Genomic DNA, 18,389 nt, shown 5'->3' on the forward strand with positions numbered 1-18,389 from the left:
GTTAAAAGTTTTGTTAAGTGTGCCTTTTGTCTTGCATAATGTCGAGAAACTGCGTATACTAAGGGTAAATGTCAAGCGTCGGCGCTTATGTCCGACGCTTGTTTTATGAACAGAGACGAAAATTATAGGGTAGAGAGGGTTTGACATTCATGCATGCAAGAGACAAGATTCGCAATATTGCCATTATCGCACACGTTGACCACGGTAAAACAACACTCGTAGATAAATTGCTTCAACAATCCGGAACATTCCGCGATAACGAGGCTATTCAAGAAAGAGCGATGGACTCCAATGATCTAGAGAGAGAGCGCGGTATTACCATCCTTGCCAAAAATACGGCGATTAACTATAAAGACTACTTGATTAACATTGTAGATACACCTGGACATGCTGACTTCGGCGGAGAAGTTGAACGGATCATGAAGATGGTAGACGGCGTATTGTTGGTTGTTGATGCTTTCGAAGGTACAATGCCACAAACGAAATTCGTACTACGTAAAGCACTTGAGAGCAACCTATCTCCGGTAGTTGTTGTTAACAAAATTGACCGTCCGAACGCTCGTCCACAAGAAGTTGTAGACGAAGTTCTTGACTTGTTCATTGAACTTGGTGCGACTGACGAGCAGCTTGATTTCCACGTTGTATATGCATCCGCATTGCAAGGAACTTCAAGTCTTGATCCAGAGAAACAAGATGATAACATGGAAGCAATTTATGAAACAGTCGTTCAACACATTCCAGCTCCTACTGAAGATGTTGAACAACCACTGCAATTCCTTGTTACATTGATGGATTACAATGAGTACTTGGGTCGTATCGGTGTAGGCCGTGTGAACCGTGGTAAAATCCGTCAAGGTCAAACCGTTACGGTTATGACACGTGAAGGCGGACAAAAGCAAGCTAGAATCGAGAAGCTTTTCGGTTTTACAGGCTTGAAACGTATTGAGATTGAAGAAGCAGCTGCAGGGGACATCATTGCCATTGCAGGTATCAAAGATATCAACATTGGTGAAACGGTTGCTGATCCAGCGAATCCAGAAGCATTGCCAGTATTGAAAATCGATGAGCCAACGCTTCAAATGACATTTATCGTAAACAACTCGCCATTCGCTGGTCGTGAAGGTAAATGGGTTACTTCCCGTAAAATCCGTGAGCGTCTATACAAAGAGCTTGAAACAGACGTTAGCTTGCGCGTAGAAGATACAGATAGCCCGGATGCATTCATCGTATCTGGCCGCGGTGAGCTTCACTTAGGTATTTTGATCGAGAACATGCGTCGTGAAGGCTTTGAATTACAAGTTTCCAAACCAGAAGTTATCATTCGTCAAATCGACGGACAAAAAATGGAGCCGATTGAGCGTTTGATCATCGACGTTCCAGAAGATAGCATGGGTTCCGTTATGGAGAGCCTTGGTTCACGTAAAGCTGAGATGGTTAACATGATCAACAACGGCAGCGGTAACGTTCGTCTTGAGTTCTTGATCCCAGCACGTGGATTGATCGGTTACAGAACGAACTTCTTGACATTAACTCGCGGTTACGGAATTATGAACCATGCGTTTGACAGCTATGGTCCATACCAAGGCGCAGGCGTTGGTGGTCGTCACGAAGGCGTACTGGTTTCCAGTGAATCCGGCGTATCCACGCTTTACGGAATTCTTTCTGTAGAAGATCGCGGTATCTTGTTCGTTCATCCTCAAACAGAAGTTTACGAAGGTATGGTTGTTGGTGAGCATACACGTGACAATGATATCATCGTTAACATCTGTAAAGAAAAAGCGGTAAACAACATTCGTTCCGCGAACAAAGAAGAAACTGTTAAAATGAAAACTCCTCGTATGTACTCTTTGGAGCAAGCACTTGAGTATTTGAACGATGATGAGTATTGTGAAATTACACCGAAATCGGTTCGTATCCGTAAAAAGATTTTGAACAAGAGCGAGCGCGAGCGTGCTGAGAAAAACCGCAAAATGGCGGAAGCTAACGCTTAATTCACAATTATGTACGAATTTAGGGGAATGTCGGCTATCCAGCCGCATTTCCCTTTATTTATTTGTAGATTTAAGGGATAATGAGGAATGACTCACCGTTAAGACTTAACTTATTAATGAAATGGAGTGTATGTTTGTTGACTGCCTTGAATGAATGGTTTGCCAATCACCTCTTCATCACGTATCTATTAATCTTCGTTTTCATGTCTTATGTGTACAATAAAGTTTTTCGTACGCGCAAATTGCCTGTGCTCAAAACAGCGATAATCTATGTGCTGCTCGGAATCGGTTCCGTGATGCTGCTCGTATTTCAAATTGTAGGCTTGCCTATTGTACTTTGCTTGGCTGTTGCGATCTCCCTCATGTTTATGGTGAGAATTCGCTATTTTATTGAAAAAAGAAGCGGCAAAAGGCCGACTTAATTAGTAAGGAGCCCATGCCTTATGACCCGATACTGGTTGACGCCGATCCTTGGTTATTCCCCCCTCGTGCTTGGTGCAGAGCGTATGAGCTGCCTGCCTGATGCCGATTTTGAAGCTTTCCGCCAACTGGCTGCTAATCAGCATCCTCGTTTGCTTTCGATGTTTAAATCGAGTCTGCTGCTGAGTGATGAGGAAGATGTGTGTGGATCAGACCTCGTAGAATTAAATTTAACGGTTGAAGGAGATATCGTGTTCGATGGCAGCCCTTTTCATCTTTCGCATTGCGCAGAAGCCTTTCTGGACCGTTTACTGAATCGTCAGGACGCAAAGGATATGGTAATGGCATTGGCGTTAGCGTTGGAGGAACGAAGGGGAGCAAGAGATGGGAAGTTAGACCTTTGGATGAAACAATGGTTGCGATGGTTAGCGGCTGGTTATGACATTGTTCTACTAAGAGAGGATGGACGCTGAAATGAAGTTAGGTGATGCCTTTTTCAATTGGCTGCAGATGCATATTGTATCACAGGCTCGACCAGAGGATGAAGCGGCTAAAGAGACGTTGGACTTTTTCGCACTTATTTTAGTTGAAGATCACAAAGTCAGTAACCTTGAAGTTCTACCAGTAGAGGATCCAATGAAAATTTGGATCGGCTATGATCATGAAGGAGAGTATCATAAGCATTGTTTCGATCGTGAGAGTGCAGAGAAGCTGCTGGATGATATTAACTCAAACCCCATATACAACAATCAATAGCGGTTTAACGCTGTGGACATAACTTTACCAAATCAACGTACACTAAAGTATATCCCCCAAAAAAGGAGTGCTGAGTTGATTTGAAAATAGATACATAATGGTGGAACGCTTGACACCCGCTATGCTATACTGTAAGTGTAAGGAGCGTTTTCAACCACCTAGTAGGAGGCGCAAACGATATGGCTGAACACCTAACAGCTGCACCGATGCAATGGATAGATAGCGCCCACATGATCATTAAAGCTGAATATGCGAAAGCTTGTGAGAGCCGAGACGCGATTATTTCACTCGGCCAAGTTTTTGATGCGATAAAAAAGCCTAGATCTGCGTATGCAGTCAGGCTTTTTGTCATCTTCAGCGATTTATCGGGCTGGAACCTGTGGGCTCGTCCCATCAGGGCCTGCGTTATCGATATCAGGGTCATTGCGAATATCACGGGGCAATTGTGGCATAACACGACCTACGATATCAGCCATTTGTTCAGCAAAGCCTGTGATAGGTCTTCCAGCTTGTATGTTATCCCGAATGTTGCGTAAGCGTTGATCAAGATCCATATCAGCCGTCACGATCGCATTAACGCCGTAAGGATCCTTCTTGAGTGCCTCAGCTACCGAATACTTCACGGTACCTACTCTGGCACGATCAAGCTCCTTCTTAATGTTAATGCCGACCACAGCTGTATTGCCGAAGACAACGCAATGTGCGCTCTCAACTTGAGGGATACTCAATGCTAGGTTTTCCAAATGCGCTGCAACCGCCTTAGAATCTTTAATTTCAAGCTTTTGCGGAGCGATTTGTTGAACTTTTACTTGTTTATTATTCGTATCTTGAGAGGGGGCACCACTTTTCGGCGCTTGACTGCAGCCTACCGCGAGGATCAGAATCAGTCCGCATACGTATATTAGTCTCACCAGAATCGTTCCCTTCTTTCCTTGAATCTCGCGTTTAGTTTGTCCTGCACGGTTAGGTTGTATGTATGAATATAACCAATGATCTAACGCCAAATCTGGGAGGGGACACACCAATGAAAAAAATTTACGTGTTAGATACCAATGTACTGCTTCAGGATCCTAATGCTTTATTTGCATTTGAAGATAATGAAGTGGTCATACCCGCCGTGGTGTTGGAGGAAATCGATTCTAAGAAACGAAATGCGGATGAAATCGGTCGCAATGCCAGACATGTCTCAAGATTGCTAGACGGTTTAAGAGCCAAAGGCAATTTATCCGATGGGATTACCCTTGGGCATGGTGGCAGCATTAAAGTGGAGCTTAACCACCGCAGCTTTGCGAAGCTGCAAGATACCTTTGCTGAATTAACGAATGACAATCGCATTCTCGCGGTTGCTCTAAATTACCACCTAGAAGAGCAAGAAAATGATGTGGCTAGGCCTGTTATAATCGTCAGTAAAGATACATTGGTCCGAATCAAAGCGGATGTATTGGGGATTCCAGCACAGGATTATTTAACCGATCGAATCGTAGCTCAAACCGATATGTATACCGGCTATCTCACGCTTTTCGTTCATCCATCCATCATTGATGAGTTTTACTCTTATCGCTTCTTGACCGTTACGTCACTGAATTTGAGCTACATGCTGCATCCTCACGAATTCGTGATCTTGCGCGATGAGCTCGGCTCTTCCAAATCCGCACTGCTCAAAGTTACACCGGATGCCAAAAAGCTTGAGCCGCTTTATATGAGTAACGATCCCATCTGGGGAATTGCCGCGCGCAATGCGCAGCAGCGAATGGCTCTTGAGCTTCTGCTCAATGACGAAATCCCGCTCGTCACCCTGACTGGGAAAGCGGGTACAGGTAAAACGCTGCTTACGTTAGCTGCGGGGCTCATGAAAATTGAGGATGATCGTAAGTACAAGAAACTGCTAATTGCTCGTCCGGTCGTCCCGATGGGCAAGGATATTGGTTACCTGCCTGGTGAAAAAGATGAAAAGCTGCGTCCCTGGATGCAGCCGATCTATGATAATTTGGAATATTTATTCGATACCAAAAAACCAGGTGATATTGAAAAAATACTTGCCGGACTAGGTAGTATTCAAGTAGAGGCGTTAACGTATATCCGTGGACGGTCCATTCCTGGTCAATTTATTATTATTGATGAAGCACAAAACCTATCGAAGCACGAAGTGAAAACGATTGTATCTCGCGTTGGAGAGGGTAGTAAAATCGTTCTCCTGGGTGATCCGGATCAAATCGACCATCCATACCTGGATGCATCTAGTAATGGGCTTACGTATGTGGTAGAGCGCTTTAAACAGGAAGGCATTAGCGGACATATCACATTAGAGCGCGGCGAACGCTCACATCTGGCTCAATTGGCAGCAGATTTGCTCTAAAAAGAGAAAAGCCCACATCAGCCGATGTGGGCTTTTTGCTGTATTTAGTGTAATATTTCGATGCTGCAGCGATACGCTTTGGCAATCCCGTGCATGAGCTCCTCGAGCTGCCGATCGACGACATACACGTCATGATTCTCATCGTCCTTGTATTGTGCAATGAGGTGCTCTTCGACCTGGAGGGCCGCTTGATCGACCTCGACTGCTGGACTGCTCGCTGTGAAACGGAATGGGATGACGATTTTATCATACAAATAGTTATGCTCGGCGCGGCTTGTGAATCCGTAATCAGTGAACAAATCCGTCAACTCAGCCTCATTGCGCAGCAAACGAAGATCCATGATCGTAGTCTCAATGTTAAAGTGTGCCATGATCTCAAGAGCTGCGCGTTGCTGCACTTCATTACTGACAATCAGCATTTCTTTATCGCGATCGAATAACTCGACTTTGCCGGCGAGTGCTTTAACGATTTGGGCATAGAAGCCAGGTATTTTCCCGTCGGGCAGATCCATCATTAGACCAATTTTGAATTCCATCGTAGTTCGTCCTCACTTTTCATTCATTATCCCTACTAGTTTACAGAGATAATTTGAGTTTCACAACTGCGACGCCTTTTTTCGTCTCGACACTGATCACATCGAGGTAACTCACTACTTTTTTCGGTACAAAACCTAATGAAAATTCCTTCGTAAAATCTGCGATGGTCGTATCTGGCAGTTTGAAGCTGTTAAATTCAAGATTATCAACAACAAAGCGGACTTCATTCAATTTATCTGCGTTCGTAAGAAGGACGAAGTTCCCTTGAATGGCTATTTGCAACTCGCCTTTTTTGCCTGTGGCGACCATAGCTCCATCTTTAAATTCAAAATTCAACGTTTTCAGAAGCTCGCTCTTTGAGTGAAGATACGTATTGAAATCTGTGTCCGTAAGATTCACAACTGGTGTTGTGGATGTGATGCTAATATACTTACTGTCCGACATAAGGAATTGAGGCAGCTCCCGGAAAGCCATGGATAAATTATCTAAGTATTCCCTCGCCAAGGGTAAGCCTTCTTGCTTCCATTGATCATTTAAGCTTTTGATTTGGGCTGCAATGACCTGCGCTTGGGCGCTGATTGCCAGCTGTTTGTCCAGCTCTTCTTGAAGCTTAACAAGTCGCTCACGCTGCTCAAGGAAATTAGTTTTGGTTTTCTGCAGCTCATTCCGAGAATTGGCTAACTCGATTTGTAAGTTTTTAAGCTTTTGATAAGAGTCGGTGAAAGCAGCTAGTGATCGATGGTCATTGGTGATGATCATCTGTAAGTATTCAAACATTCGCAAGACATCAGTGAAGGAGTTAGCCGCAAATAGCAGCATCCAGATCGAATCGCGATCTCCTGTATAATAGGCTCTCAATACTTTACCAGCATGCTTGCGAGTTGCTTCAACATTGCCATTTTGCTTCTCAATATCTTGTTCATTCTGTTTGATTTGTTCACCGATTTTGGCATCCTGTTCGTTTAAACGAGCAACCTCTTTATCGATTTCGAAAATAGTAAGCCCTTTTTGGACCAGCTCTTTGGCTTCGTCTTGCGCTGTCTTCGTTTCTTCGGCCCAAACGCCTCCGTAAGGCAATGTGAGTTGCGTTAACAAAACAATGGATAACAGCAGCGCTGTGAGTTTTTTAGAATTCATTGATGGTATTCTCCCCCTATGAATAGATTATCATATTTCTATTAAATGAAGCACAAAAAAATACTTACCTTTGGGGAAAGGTAAGTATTTGAACTTGATCCTATTTTTTTACCGCTGGTGTTAACAGCTTAAGAATGTCATCAAAACTCTTCACCTTCGCAGGAACTTCCTTCGTCAAAGGGGTGCCTTGATTAATAGCATCGTAGCTCTGATGCAGTACGATATGATTGTCAAAGGCTTTGCCATCCATCGTCACAGTGAACGTGATTTCAAGTGATTGGTCTCTAATAAAGCCTTTGTCGTCAATGGCAATTTTCATATTACCAGGTGCTTTCAGCGTAAGGGAAGAAAGGTCGTTTTTCTTAAATGCTTCAGCTTTGTCAGCTGTCAACAAGCCGTTCGTTTGTAAGGATCCAATGAACTCTGGCAATTTAGCCTGGAATTGTGAATTGATTTCTTTCACGTTTTTAGTAGTCAGATCAACCTGAATCGATTTCGCTGTTGTTCCGTCAGTCAGCTTAACCGGATCCTTGGCTTCCTTGAACCATTTGGCATCGATACCTTCAAAAATCACTTTACTAAGCGCCGTAGAAACTTGAGGGGTATTCTTCAAGGTGTCAGCGGTTAAAAGACTTGTAGTTGTCCCGCTCATTTTTTGTAAATCAATCGCGTAATACTCATCTGCGGTCTTATTTAAGGCTGGCATATTAAAATACAATTTGCTATCTTTAATGAGAATTGGTAAATCGATGGGGGATGTAGATCCCTTAGGCGTTATTCGCAAGTCTGTTTGGAACTGAAGGGGTTCCATATTGCTAACACCCTTCCAGGTAATCGTGCTTTCTCTGATCAAAGATAACAACCCATTCGTAAGAGGGTTAGCTGATTTCATTAAACCATCACTGATCGCGAGAGTCGTGCTACCATCGAAGGTGTACGACTTCATTTCTGATTGTTTGTTTACGGATTGTTGAAATGCTTCTTTTACTTTGGTATTGTCTGTACAAGCTGTCAGCGAGACTAGGCTAATCGCCGTTATCGCTGATAGGGTAATCCACTTCTTTGTCATGCTGGGCTGTCTCTCCTTCCATAATCCTTTATCATTATAAGGGTTTCATATTCATTTGTCTGTAAGTAAAGAACTGGGGGTTTTACAATCGTGAATCAACTAGGAAACAATAGTGTTATACAAGCTTTGAAAGATAGAATTCTTTCTGCTGAAAAGCAAAGGATTTCTTTTCGTGATTATATGGAAATGTGCTTGTATCACGATCCAGGTGGTTATTATCGCAAGGATCAAATCAAGATAGGTAAGCAAGGGGATTTCTACACGAGCTCTTCCATTGGGACCGTTATGGGTGAGATGGTGGCTGTATTCATTTGTAAACAACTTCAAAGTCAATCCAACCTGCCGACATACATTGAACTGGTTGAATGGGGGGGAGGGAACGGGCGATTGGCCCTTCAGCTGCTTGATGAAATGAAGCGGGCTGCTCCTGACATCTATATTCGTTTGACGTATACGCTTATTGAATCTAGTCCCTATCATCGTCAGCTCCAAAAAGCTTTGCTTGTTGAACATGAGGCACATACTCGTTTCTTGGATGAAACAGCTTGGTTGAATGAGGCTCCTCGAGAACATGTATATGTACTAGCGAATGAACTGTTGGATGCTTTCCCGATTCATCGCATTCGCTATCAGGATCGAGCGTTCCAAGAGTCTTTTGTAATTTGGCAGGAACGGGATCCTCATTTCCAAGAGATCTGGTTACCCCTGCAATCTCAACGTATAGAAGACTATCTAACCTCAATTGAAGTTCAATGGTTGGATGGTCAGATGATGGAAATTAATTTAGAGGCAAGCGCTTGGTATGAACGACTTTCACAGCGGATCCTTAGCGGATGTGTTATCGCTATTGATTATGGTGATGTAGAAGCTGAGATTTTTGCATCGCATCGACAGCAAGGGACATTAATGTGCTACCGTAGGCATGAAGCGCATGATAATCCCTTTATCGATCAAGGAGATCAAGACATAACCGCGCACGTCAATTTTAGTCTGTGTCAGCTGGCCGCGGCAGCCAGTGGCTTTGAGGCTTGTCAGCTGCAAACGCAGCGTCAGTTCTTAGTGGAGCAGGGCATTTTGGAGAAACTACAAAACCATTTCGATCCGAATCCCTTTAGTGAAGTATCCAAAAGGAATCGTTCCATCCGGCAATTACTGCTAAGTGACGGGATGAGTGAATTGTTTAAGGTGTTCGTTGCCATGAAAAAAAGTGAACCGGCATAATTGCCGATTCACCTTTTTGTGTTTGTCATCTGCGTTAGACGGACATTTTGAAAAATGACCAATACGTAAATCCGCTGAAGGAGATAATCATATATCCCCAGAACAACAATATGTAAGTACGTTCTGACAAGCGCATATAGCCTAGAATGACGAATACGGCAGTTTGAAAAAAGAAAATCAGAGACATAGGTATCATATCGCCAGCTAAGCTCATCAGTGCGATAACAAGTGTCCAAAAACCTAGAACCCGAAACATGCGATCCATTCTCGTTACATCCCCCTCTCGTACCACGTTGCACTTTAACTACAACACATTATACCGTTTGATCCAAGTGGTGTAAACCGTCAAACGGTGACGAAATTGAAAACATTTCATCATATAGACGTAGTATGTCTTTTTATACGAATCCCATGTATGAGTGTCAAAAAATTTGGCAATACCATTTAGTATCAAATAGATTCTATGAACTCTAGTACGGGCATAGAAATAGTAATAATGGCACCGAATCAATTGATACCTGTCTGACTAATTGATTCTTCTTTATGATGCATCCGCAATAGGAGAGAATTTGATCAGGAATCGAAGCTCCCGAAAAGGAGAGACTTTGCTCTCCGACCAAAGATCCCTATAATTTGTTAGGAGGTTTGGCCTTATGTCAGCAATTAGACAAGATGCTTGGAGCGATGAAGACGACTTAATTTTAGCGGAGTTGACATTGCGTCATATCCGAGAAGGAAGCACACAATTATCAGCGTTTGAAGAAGTTGGAGAGCGCATTGGACGTACAGCGGCCGCGTGTGGGTTTCGTTGGAACAGTTTTGTTCGGAAGAAATATGAGGCGGCGATTCAAATTGCCAAAGCACAGCGTCAGAAACGGACGCAATTGAAAAAGCATGCACCAGTTTCGATTTCTGGCTCATCATCGATTGGTTTACTTGATAGTCCAGAGGTGCCTGCAGGCAAAAATGAAGTGTTTACAGAAGAGACGCTTTCGATAGATGCTGTTATTCGTTTCTTAAGGCAATGGCGCAGCACCTATCAGGATATGAATCGTCATATCAAAACGTTGGAAAAAGAACTGCAGGATAAAGAGGACGAACTCGATAGACTTGGCAGAGAAAATAACAAGCTGAATAAGCAAGTGAATGAAGTTGAAACCGATTATCGCGTTGTAAATGATGATTATAAAGCGCTCATTCAAATTATGGATCGTGCTAGGAAGATGGCGTTCCTAGTTGAAGAAGAGGAAGAAGAGAAACCTCGTTTCAAAATGGATGCCAACGGTAATTTGGAAAGAGTAGATTAAGCGAGAGTCAGGATGCAAGCAGGAGTCACAGATCAAGGGGGAACCTTGGTCTGTGACTTTTTTGCTGTATAATAGTGGTTAAATGAAATAAGGGGTTGTATGGCATGCATATCATGATCATTGGAGCAGGCTCTTTAGGGCTGCTTTTTGCCTCGAAGCTTGCTCCTTTTTGTACGCAATTAACAGTAGTTACAAGGTTGGAAGAACAAGCTAAGGCATTAGCTCGGCAAGGAATAATGCTAGATGGGATGACCTCGCAAGAGACTAAGCATGGGAAGCCAATCGTTTTCTATAGCTATGCCGAGGAAACTAGGGAGGACGTCGTTGCGCGAGCGCACCAAGTTGACTATATTCTCCTGATGGTGAAGCAGACAGCGATTTCCCCAGAGCTTATCGATTATCTTAAAAGTCAAATGACGGATCGTACCTATCTAGTCTGCTTCCAAAACGGGGTAGGTCATGAATTGAAATTAAGCCAAGCTATTGGAAGTGCTAAGCTTTTATTCGCGGTTACGACGGAGGGGGCGAAGCGAAACAGTCCTACATCAGTCAGCCATACAGGGCATGGAATCACATATTTTGGGGTTATCGAAACTAATAAGAAGCTTACGGAAGATAACCAACATATTTTTTTCGTGCAGTTGTTGGAATTAGCAGGATTTCAAGCGGTTTTGTCGAAAAATATGGAGGTCAGAATCTGGAGTAAGTTAGTGATCAATGCGGTCATTAACCCGCTAACAGCGATTTTACGTGTGCAAAATGGTGAATTGCTTCGTTCAGAGTGGACACGTTCAATCATGCAAGATCTCTATCGAGAAGTGCTCAGCCTGGCTGTGGCCAAAGGGATCAAGCTTTCGGATGAATTGTGGTCTACCATTATTGAAGTGTGTCAGGCGACGAGAACGAATCATTCCTCCATGCTGCAGGATGTAGAAGCATCGCGACAAACAGAAGTTGATTATTTGAATGGCCGCTTGGTTGAAATGGGTAGTGAAATTGGTCTAGATCTTCCCGCGCATGGTATGGTGTATAGAATGATTAAAGCGATAGAAAAATAAGAGGTGACTCTTCTTGCTGAGTGGTTTAGTTAGTCTATTATCTACTTTATATGCCATGCTGGCCGTTGCGCCATTTATTACGTTTGTTGTATTATGGTTCCTCATCTATCTGTTTATGAAGGATAAGAAGATGACTACAAGGTTTACTATGGATGTCACAACATTGTTTCTATTAGGATCTGTATCTTTGATGTGGAACAAACTATTTCATACCCAATTTGGTTTCTGGCTGATTGTACTGATGTTATTAATCGCATTTGGTATTATTGGGGGTTATCAAAACCATTTGAAAGGGCAAACTAATTTAATTAAAGTAGGCAGGCTTGTATGGCGTCTTAGCTTTGTGGGCTTATCTGCTCTATATATACTATTATTTTTCATTCATATCGGGAAAAACTACCTTTTTTCAACATAAACATAAATGGCATTACCTAATTTTGGGTGATTTGGTCAATAATTTAGTGATTGTTTGTAATATTTATTTGAGATTTGTAGAAAATAACAAACAAAATCGTCTAGATTTTATTGACCGTTGGTTGTATAATTAAAAACCGTGAGAGTAAATTTTTTTACCAGTGAATTAGGCGTAGGTAAATTATTTGTGGACAAACTCATTGTATATGTTATAATTCCTTGCGTAGACTATAGTAATTTTTTTTACTAGAGATCTAAGTAATGTAAAATGACATTAAAGAAGCGGTTTCATTGATCTCCGGGTTAAAGGTGTAAGGTTTATGTAAATAAAGCTGACAAAACACCTAGCCATAGATGTCTAGACATACATATTTTAAAGGAGGAGTTTTATGAAAACGACAAAATGGGTTTCTACAGCAGTAGCACTAACGCTCATGGGTAGCGTAGCAGTTGGTTGTGGTAAGAAAGAGGAAACAACACCGACAACATCACCAACTGGTGGAGCAACAGGTACTGCAGCTCCAGCTTCCAACAAACCGCAAGAAATTAAAATCAATTTCTCAGCAGAGCCACCTGTTATGGATAGCTCCAAAGCAACAGCAAATGCTGCTTTTACTTTTATTAGCGCATTTAACGAAGGTCTATATCGTACAGATAAAGATGGCAAAGCAACTCCTGGTCTTGCAAAAGATTTCCCTAAAATTTCCGCTGATGGTCTAACGTACACAATTGATATTCGTGACAACGCGAACTGGTCAGATGGTACACCAGTTAAAGCTCAAGACTTTGCTTATTCCTTCAAACGTACTTTGGATCCAGCTACAAAAGGTCAATATAGCTTCGTAGTAGCATGGATTAAAGGTGGAGAAGCTGTAACTAAAGCTAAAACTCCTGAAGATGTGAAAAAAGCTCAAGACGCTCTAGGTGTTAAAGTTCTTAGCGACAAGCAACTTCAAATTACACTTGAAAAACCAATTGCGTTCTTTACACAAATGCTTGCTTTCGGAACTTTCTTGCCACAACGTGAAGATTTCGTAACTAAAGCTGGCGACAAATACGGCGCAGAAGCTGACAAAGTTATCGGTGCTGGTCCATTCGTATTGAGCAAATGGGATCACGGTCAAACACTTGAACTTGTTAAAAACGAAAAATATTGGGATGCTGCTAATGTGAAATTGACAAAAGCAACAATCAATATCGTTAAAGACACAAATACTGGACTTAACCTATATGAAACTAATGCTTCTGATTTAACTGAGATCAACCGTGATCAATTGACATTGTACAAAGGTAAGCCGGACAACCTGCCTAAACCAGAGTTGACGAATTCATACCTGATGTACCAAACGAAAAAAGTTCCTGCCTTGGCTAACAAGAAAATCCGTCAAGCACTTGGTATGGCAATCGACCGTCAAGCTTATGTAGATACAGTTCTTGCTAACGGTTCCGTAGCTTCCACAGGTCTAGTACCGGGTGGTACTTCTGATGGTGCAGGCGGCGAATTCCGTAAAACAGCTGGCGAAACACAACCGAAATTCGATGCTGCTAAAGCTAAAACATTGCTTGCAGAAGGTTTGAAAGAGCTAGGACTAACAGCTCTTCCAAAAATGAAAGTGAATGCAGATGATACTGAAACTGCTAAAAAATCACTTGAGTTTATCCTTGCACAATGGAAAACGAATCTTGGCTACGTAGCTGAAGCGAACCCAGTTCCGCATGCATTGCGTATCGAGTTATCCTCCAAAAAAGATTTCGAAATCGTACTTTCCCTATGGGGCGCAGATTACAACGATCCAATGACGTTCTTGGATATGTGGGTAACTGGCGGCGAGTTTGACGAAGGCGACTACAGCAATCCGGAATACGATAAGCTTGTGAAGTCCGCTCAAACAGAAACAGATGTTACGAAACGTGCGAAATCATTGGTTGAAGCTGAGAAAATCCTTATGGATGATCAAGGTGTTGCTCCATTGTACTTCCGTACTCGTGCATACTTGAAAAAACCAACAATCAACGGTTTGATTCTTCCGTCGTTTGGTCAAGAGTGGGAATTGAAATGGGTTACAGTTAAGTAATTCAAGTATTTCTTTAAAGTAGTGTATTAGCAGAAGGGGCCGTTCGCACCTCGTGGGAGCGGCCTCTTCTAACTTTCTTGTCTGTATATTTTAATAAAGGAGGAGCAATATGGTTAAGTTCATTCTTCGCCGGTTCCTATATGCGCTTATTACGTTATGGCTAATTGCAACATTTACTTTCGTCTTGATGAAAAACTTGCCAGGTAATCCACTAGGAGAAGGCGCTGAGAAGATTCCGAAAGCTACGAGAGATATGTTAATGAAGCAATACGGTCTGGATAAGCCGTTGTGGCAACAGTACTTGACATTCATGAACAATATCATCCATGGCGATCTAGGAGCTTCCTTTCAATTCCCTGCTCACAAAGTAACTGATATTATTAAACAAGCTTTCCCTTCATCCTTAGAATTAGGATTAATTTCAATTGCGATTGCGATTGTAGTTGGTTTGATCTTAGGGATTGTTGCAGCCTTGAAACATAATAAAGCTGGTGACTATACAGCTATGTTCATTGCGATTGTTGGTGTTTCCATCCCATCCTTCGTTCTCGGTCCAATGCTTTCTTATTATGTTGGTGTTAAGTGGGGAATTCTTCCTGCTGGTTTATGGAAAGGTCCAGAATACAAAGTATTGCCAGCGATTGCTTTATCCTTTGGGACGATTGCTATTTTGGCCCGTTTAATGCGTACTTCCATGCTGGATGTACTCAATCAAGATTATATTAAAACAGCGAAATCTAAAGGTTTGTCTAATTTGACAGTTGTCGTAAAGCATACAATTCGTAATGCGATATTACCGGTTATCACCGTTATCGGTCCAATATTTGTAAACGTCATCACGGGTACGTTAGTAGTTGAACAAATTTTTAGTGTGCCAGGTTTGGGTAAACATTTCGTATCATCGGTATATTCAAATGACTATACAATGATATCTGGATTAACCATTTTTTACTCAAGTATATTGATTGTCGTTATCTTTATTACTGACGTTGTTTATGGCTTTGTAGATCCTAGAATTCGTCTTGGGAAAGGCGGCAAATAATTCATGCAAACTCCAAATGAATCAACTGAGACTAACTTCAAGTTTGCTCCCGTTTCAAATAAATCTCTAACTGGTGAAGTCATTGTTAGACCTTCGCTCAATTATTGGCAGGACGCATGGAGACGACTTAAGAAAAATAGACTGGCTATGGCTGGCTTAATTATATTGGTTACTTTAATCGTACTATCGATTATCGTACCATTTGTTTCAAGCTACGATTATCAGACACAAAATTTAAAGCTTAAAAATGCTGTTCCGAGTGCCGATCACTTTTTCGGTACAGATGACTTCGGTCGTGACGTATGGACACGGGTATGGATGGGAACGCGAATTTCCCTGTTTATCGGTATTACCGCAGCTTTAATTGATTTGGTCATCGGTGTTATCTATGGTGGTATCTCTGCTTATTACGGCGGAAGAGTAGATGAAGTCATGCAACGTTCCATCGAGATCGTGTATGCTATTCCTTTCTTGTTGATTGCCATTCTTTTGATCATGGTAATCGGCTCAGGGATATCATCGATTATTATCGCCTATAGTATAACAGGATGGGTGCCGATGGCGCGGCTTGTTCGTGGGCAAATGCTTACGCTCAAAGAGCAAGAATTCGTTCTGGCTTCACGTACATTGGGAGCTTCTCCCATGAGAATAATTATGCGTAGCTTGATCCCGAATGCGCTTGGTATAATAATTGTGCAGATTACATTTGTTGTACCATCTGCGATCTTTACTGAAGCATTTTTGAGCTTTATTGGTCTTGGTGTAAAGCCTCCTCTGGCCTCGTTAGGTAACTTGCTGTCAGACGGAGCTAACTATATCCGGTTATATCCGCATCGCTTAATTTTCCCGACGATTATTTTCAGCTTGATCTTGTTGAGCTTCAATCTTCTCGGCGATGGGCTTCGTGATGCGCTAGATCCAAAAATGCGCAAGTAAGAAGGGGTGAATAATGATGAGCACCAATAACAATTTACTTGAAGTGAAAGATCTGCGAGTTTCATTCCAAACGTATGCGGGTGAAGTTCAAGCTGTTCGCGGCGTATCTTTTTCTTTGAAAAAAGGTGAAGTGTTGGCGATTGTAGGTGAATCCGGCTGCGGTAAATCCGTAACGGCACAAACGCTCATGCGTTTAATTCCTACTCCGCCTAGTTATATAAAAAGCGGTTCTATCATGTTTGACGGAAAAGTGGACATTACGAAACTTTCCAACAGACAGATGGAGAAAATTCGTGGCTCCGAAATGGGGATGATTTTCCAGGATCCAATGACATCATTGAATCCTACGATGAAAGTCGGCGATCAAATTACGGAAGGTTTGATCAAACACGAAGGTTTAAGCAAGAAAGCAGCAACGGCAAAAGCTATCGAAATTCTCAAGCTTGTTGGCATCAACTCACCTGAGGGACGTATTCATCAATATCCACACGAGCTTTCTGGTGGTATGCGTCAACGTGTTATGATCGCAATCGCGCTAGCCTGTTCGCCAAAGCTCCTTATTGCTGATGAGCCGACTACAGCGCTAGACGTAACGATCCAAGCACAAATTATTGATTTGATGAAGACAATCTCAGTAAAAACGGACTCATCCATTATCTTAATTACACATGATCTTGGTGTTGTAGCTGATATGGCTAATCGTGTTGTCGTTATGTACGCAGGGAAAATTATTGAACAAGGCACAGTAGATGAAATTTTCTATGAGCCACAGCATCCATATACATGGGGCTTGCTTCGTTCAGTGCCGCGGTTGGATACGAACAGCAATGAAGAGCTTGTACCGATTCCAGGTACGCCGCCAGATTTGTTCGCTCCACCGAAAGGGTGTGCCTTCGCAGCTAGATGTCCGTATGCGATGAATCACTGTCTGGAAGAAGATCCAGCGCATTATGTGCTGTCTGAAACACATTCAGCAGCATGCTGGTTGCTTCACCCAGATGCACCGAAGGTTGAACGTCCTGTAGGAGTGGGAGGTAAAGGGCATGTCTAAGACATTAGCTAAGTCTGATCAACCAATTTTGCAAATTCGTAATATGAAGAAACATTTTAATCTTGGAAACGGCAAGATCTTGAAGGCCGTAGACAATTTTTCTATAGAAATTAAACGTGGTGAAACGTTTGGTCTCGTTGGGGAATCTGGATGTGGGAAATCCACAGCAGGTAGAACCATTATTAAGCTTTATGACGCAACAGAAGGCGAAGTTATTTTCGACGGTGAAGATGTTCATAAGCTAACTGGGAAAAAGCTGAAGGAATTTAACCGGAATATGCAAATGGTATTCCAAGATCCTTACGCATCCCTTAATCCGCGTATGACAGTTGGGAATATCATTGGTGAAGGTATTGATATTCACGGTCTATACAAAGGGGCTAAACGGAAAGAGCGTATCATGGAGCTGCTTCGTGCTGTTGGCTTGAACGATGAGCATGCTAGCCGTTTCCCGCATGAATTCTCCGGTGGTCAACGTCAACGTATCGGGATTGCTCGTGCGCTTGCGATTGAACCGAAATTCATCATCGCCGATGAGCCAATCTCTGCATTGGACGTTTCCGTACAAGCTCAAGTCGTTAACCTTTTCAAAAGATTACAAAAAGAAATGGGCTTAACTTACTTGTTTATCGCACATGATTTGGCGATGGTTAAGCACATCTCCGATCGTATCGGGGTTATGTATTTGGGGAACCTCGTAGAAGTAACGACATCCGACGCACTTTACGCGAAGCCGTTGCACCCATACACACAATCACTTCTTTCTGCGATTCCAATTCCGGATCCAGAGATCGAACGTACTCGTGAACGTATCATTCTTCAAGGCGATGTACCAAGTCCGCTCAACCCGCCTAGCGGTTGCCCGTTCCGTACGCGTTGTCCGCAAGCAATGGCGAAGTGTGCTGATTCCATGCCGCCTAGCATAGAAGTGGAACCTAACCACTTTGTTGCTTGTCATCTATACTAATTAGCTTAGCCGCCCCGAGAGGGGCGGCTTTTCCTCATTATGCGATTCTTTA

19 protein-coding genes are annotated in these 18,389 nt (G+C 42.6%); 14 read left to right on the forward strand and 5 right to left on the reverse strand.

Annotated features, from left to right (window positions below):
* The first annotated feature begins 149 nt into the window (after positions 1–149).
* The 4 genes from typA (at position 150) to AC58QC_RS09010 (ending at position 3,167) form a co-directional block, all read left to right on the forward strand.
* Positions 150–1,991: a translational GTPase TypA gene (typA, locus tag AC58QC_RS08995; RefSeq protein ID WP_497414846.1), complete on the forward strand. Its 1,842-nt coding sequence runs from the start codon at positions 150–152 to the stop codon at positions 1,989–1,991.
* Positions 1,992–2,137: 146 nt separating this feature from the next.
* On the forward strand, positions 2,138–2,413 hold the full coding sequence (locus tag AC58QC_RS09000; protein ID WP_497415162.1) for a YlaH-like family protein: 276 nt from the start codon (positions 2,138–2,140) through the stop codon (positions 2,411–2,413).
* A 21-nt stretch (positions 2,414–2,434) separates the two neighbouring features.
* Positions 2,435–2,884, forward strand: a complete 450-nt coding sequence (locus AC58QC_RS09005; RefSeq protein ID WP_497414847.1) for a hypothetical protein — start codon at positions 2,435–2,437, stop codon at positions 2,882–2,884.
* Position 2,885: 1 nt separating this feature from the next.
* Positions 2,886–3,167, forward strand: coding sequence for a hypothetical protein (locus AC58QC_RS09010; protein ID WP_497414848.1), 282 nt, complete (start codon positions 2,886–2,888; stop codon positions 3,165–3,167).
* Positions 3,168–3,529: 362 nt separating this feature from the next.
* Here the strand turns inward: AC58QC_RS09010 and AC58QC_RS09015 are convergent, their stop codons facing one another.
* Positions 3,530–4,078 (reverse strand): YhcN/YlaJ family sporulation lipoprotein, encoded by a 549-nt coding sequence (locus AC58QC_RS09015; RefSeq protein WP_497414849.1) that lies wholly within the window; start codon positions 4,076–4,078, stop codon positions 3,530–3,532.
* Between the two features lie 113 nt (positions 4,079–4,191).
* On the opposite strand from AC58QC_RS09015, the gene AC58QC_RS09020 reads away from it, so the two are divergent.
* Positions 4,192–5,523, forward strand: a complete 1,332-nt coding sequence (locus AC58QC_RS09020; RefSeq protein ID WP_497414850.1) for a PhoH family protein — start codon at positions 4,192–4,194, stop codon at positions 5,521–5,523.
* 44 nt (positions 5,524–5,567) lie between these two features.
* On the opposite strand, the gene AC58QC_RS09025 is transcribed toward AC58QC_RS09020, so the two are convergent.
* The 3 genes from AC58QC_RS09025 to AC58QC_RS09035 all read right to left on the reverse strand — a co-directional run bounded on the left by AC58QC_RS09025 (position 5,568) and on the right by AC58QC_RS09035 (position 8,266).
* Positions 5,568–6,059 carry a hypothetical protein gene (locus AC58QC_RS09025; RefSeq protein WP_497414851.1) on the reverse strand — a complete coding sequence of 164 codons (492 nt, stop codon included), beginning with the start codon at positions 6,057–6,059 and terminating at the stop codon, positions 5,568–5,570.
* A 40-nt stretch (positions 6,060–6,099) separates the two neighbouring features.
* Positions 6,100–7,197, reverse strand: coding sequence for a coiled-coil domain-containing protein (locus tag AC58QC_RS09030; RefSeq protein ID WP_497414852.1), 1,098 nt, complete (start codon positions 7,195–7,197; stop codon positions 6,100–6,102).
* 100 nt (positions 7,198–7,297) lie between these two features.
* Positions 7,298–8,266, reverse strand: coding sequence for a hypothetical protein (locus AC58QC_RS09035; RefSeq protein ID WP_497414853.1), 969 nt, complete (start codon positions 8,264–8,266; stop codon positions 7,298–7,300).
* Positions 8,267–8,356: 90 nt separating this feature from the next.
* On the opposite strand from AC58QC_RS09035, the gene AC58QC_RS09040 reads away from it, so the two are divergent.
* Entirely contained in the window at positions 8,357–9,487 is a 1,131-nt protein-coding gene (locus AC58QC_RS09040) for a class I SAM-dependent methyltransferase (RefSeq protein ID WP_497414854.1), read from the forward strand.
* A 34-nt stretch (positions 9,488–9,521) separates the two neighbouring features.
* Here AC58QC_RS09040 and AC58QC_RS09045 read toward each other — a convergent pair whose 3' ends face one another.
* The gene (locus AC58QC_RS09045; protein ID WP_029196536.1) at positions 9,522–9,752 is read right to left on the reverse strand and encodes a DUF2626 domain-containing protein; all 231 of its coding nucleotides are present in this window, start codon (positions 9,750–9,752) and stop codon (positions 9,522–9,524) included.
* A gap of 388 nt (positions 9,753–10,140) precedes the next feature.
* Here AC58QC_RS09045 and AC58QC_RS09050 point away from each other — a divergent pair, with 388 nt between their 5' ends.
* From AC58QC_RS09050 to AC58QC_RS09085, 8 genes are all read left to right on the forward strand, one after another.
* Entirely contained in the window at positions 10,141–10,794 is a 654-nt protein-coding gene (locus AC58QC_RS09050; RefSeq protein WP_497414855.1) for an RsfA family transcriptional regulator, read from the forward strand.
* 104 nt (positions 10,795–10,898) lie between these two features.
* Positions 10,899–11,852 (forward strand): ketopantoate reductase family protein, encoded by a 954-nt coding sequence (locus AC58QC_RS09055; RefSeq protein ID WP_497414856.1) that lies wholly within the window; start codon positions 10,899–10,901, stop codon positions 11,850–11,852.
* 13 nt (positions 11,853–11,865) lie between these two features.
* Complete coding sequence (locus AC58QC_RS09060; RefSeq protein WP_497414857.1) at positions 11,866–12,267, forward strand: DUF3397 domain-containing protein; 402 nt, start codon at positions 11,866–11,868, stop codon at positions 12,265–12,267.
* Positions 12,268–12,655: 388 nt separating this feature from the next.
* Positions 12,656–14,341, forward strand: coding sequence for a peptide ABC transporter substrate-binding protein (locus AC58QC_RS09065; RefSeq protein ID WP_497414858.1), 1,686 nt, complete (start codon positions 12,656–12,658; stop codon positions 14,339–14,341).
* Between the two features lie 109 nt (positions 14,342–14,450).
* Positions 14,451–15,383 carry an ABC transporter permease gene (locus tag AC58QC_RS09070; RefSeq protein ID WP_497414859.1) on the forward strand — a complete coding sequence of 311 codons (933 nt, stop codon included), beginning with the start codon at positions 14,451–14,453 and terminating at the stop codon, positions 15,381–15,383.
* 3 nt (positions 15,384–15,386) lie between these two features.
* The gene (locus tag AC58QC_RS09075) at positions 15,387–16,319 is read left to right on the forward strand and encodes an ABC transporter permease (protein ID WP_497414860.1); all 933 of its coding nucleotides are present in this window, start codon (positions 15,387–15,389) and stop codon (positions 16,317–16,319) included.
* A gap of 13 nt (positions 16,320–16,332) precedes the next feature.
* Positions 16,333–17,370 (forward strand): ABC transporter ATP-binding protein, encoded by a 1,038-nt coding sequence (locus tag AC58QC_RS09080; RefSeq protein WP_497414861.1) that lies wholly within the window; start codon positions 16,333–16,335, stop codon positions 17,368–17,370.
* Positions 17,363–18,337 (forward strand): ABC transporter ATP-binding protein, encoded by a 975-nt coding sequence (locus AC58QC_RS09085; protein ID WP_497414862.1) that lies wholly within the window; start codon positions 17,363–17,365, stop codon positions 18,335–18,337. Before AC58QC_RS09080 ends, AC58QC_RS09085 begins: the two co-directional genes overlap by 8 nt.
* The last annotated feature ends 52 nt before the right edge of the window (positions 18,338–18,389 follow it).

It is taken from the genome of Paenibacillus sp. J22P51, assembly GCF_059692215.1.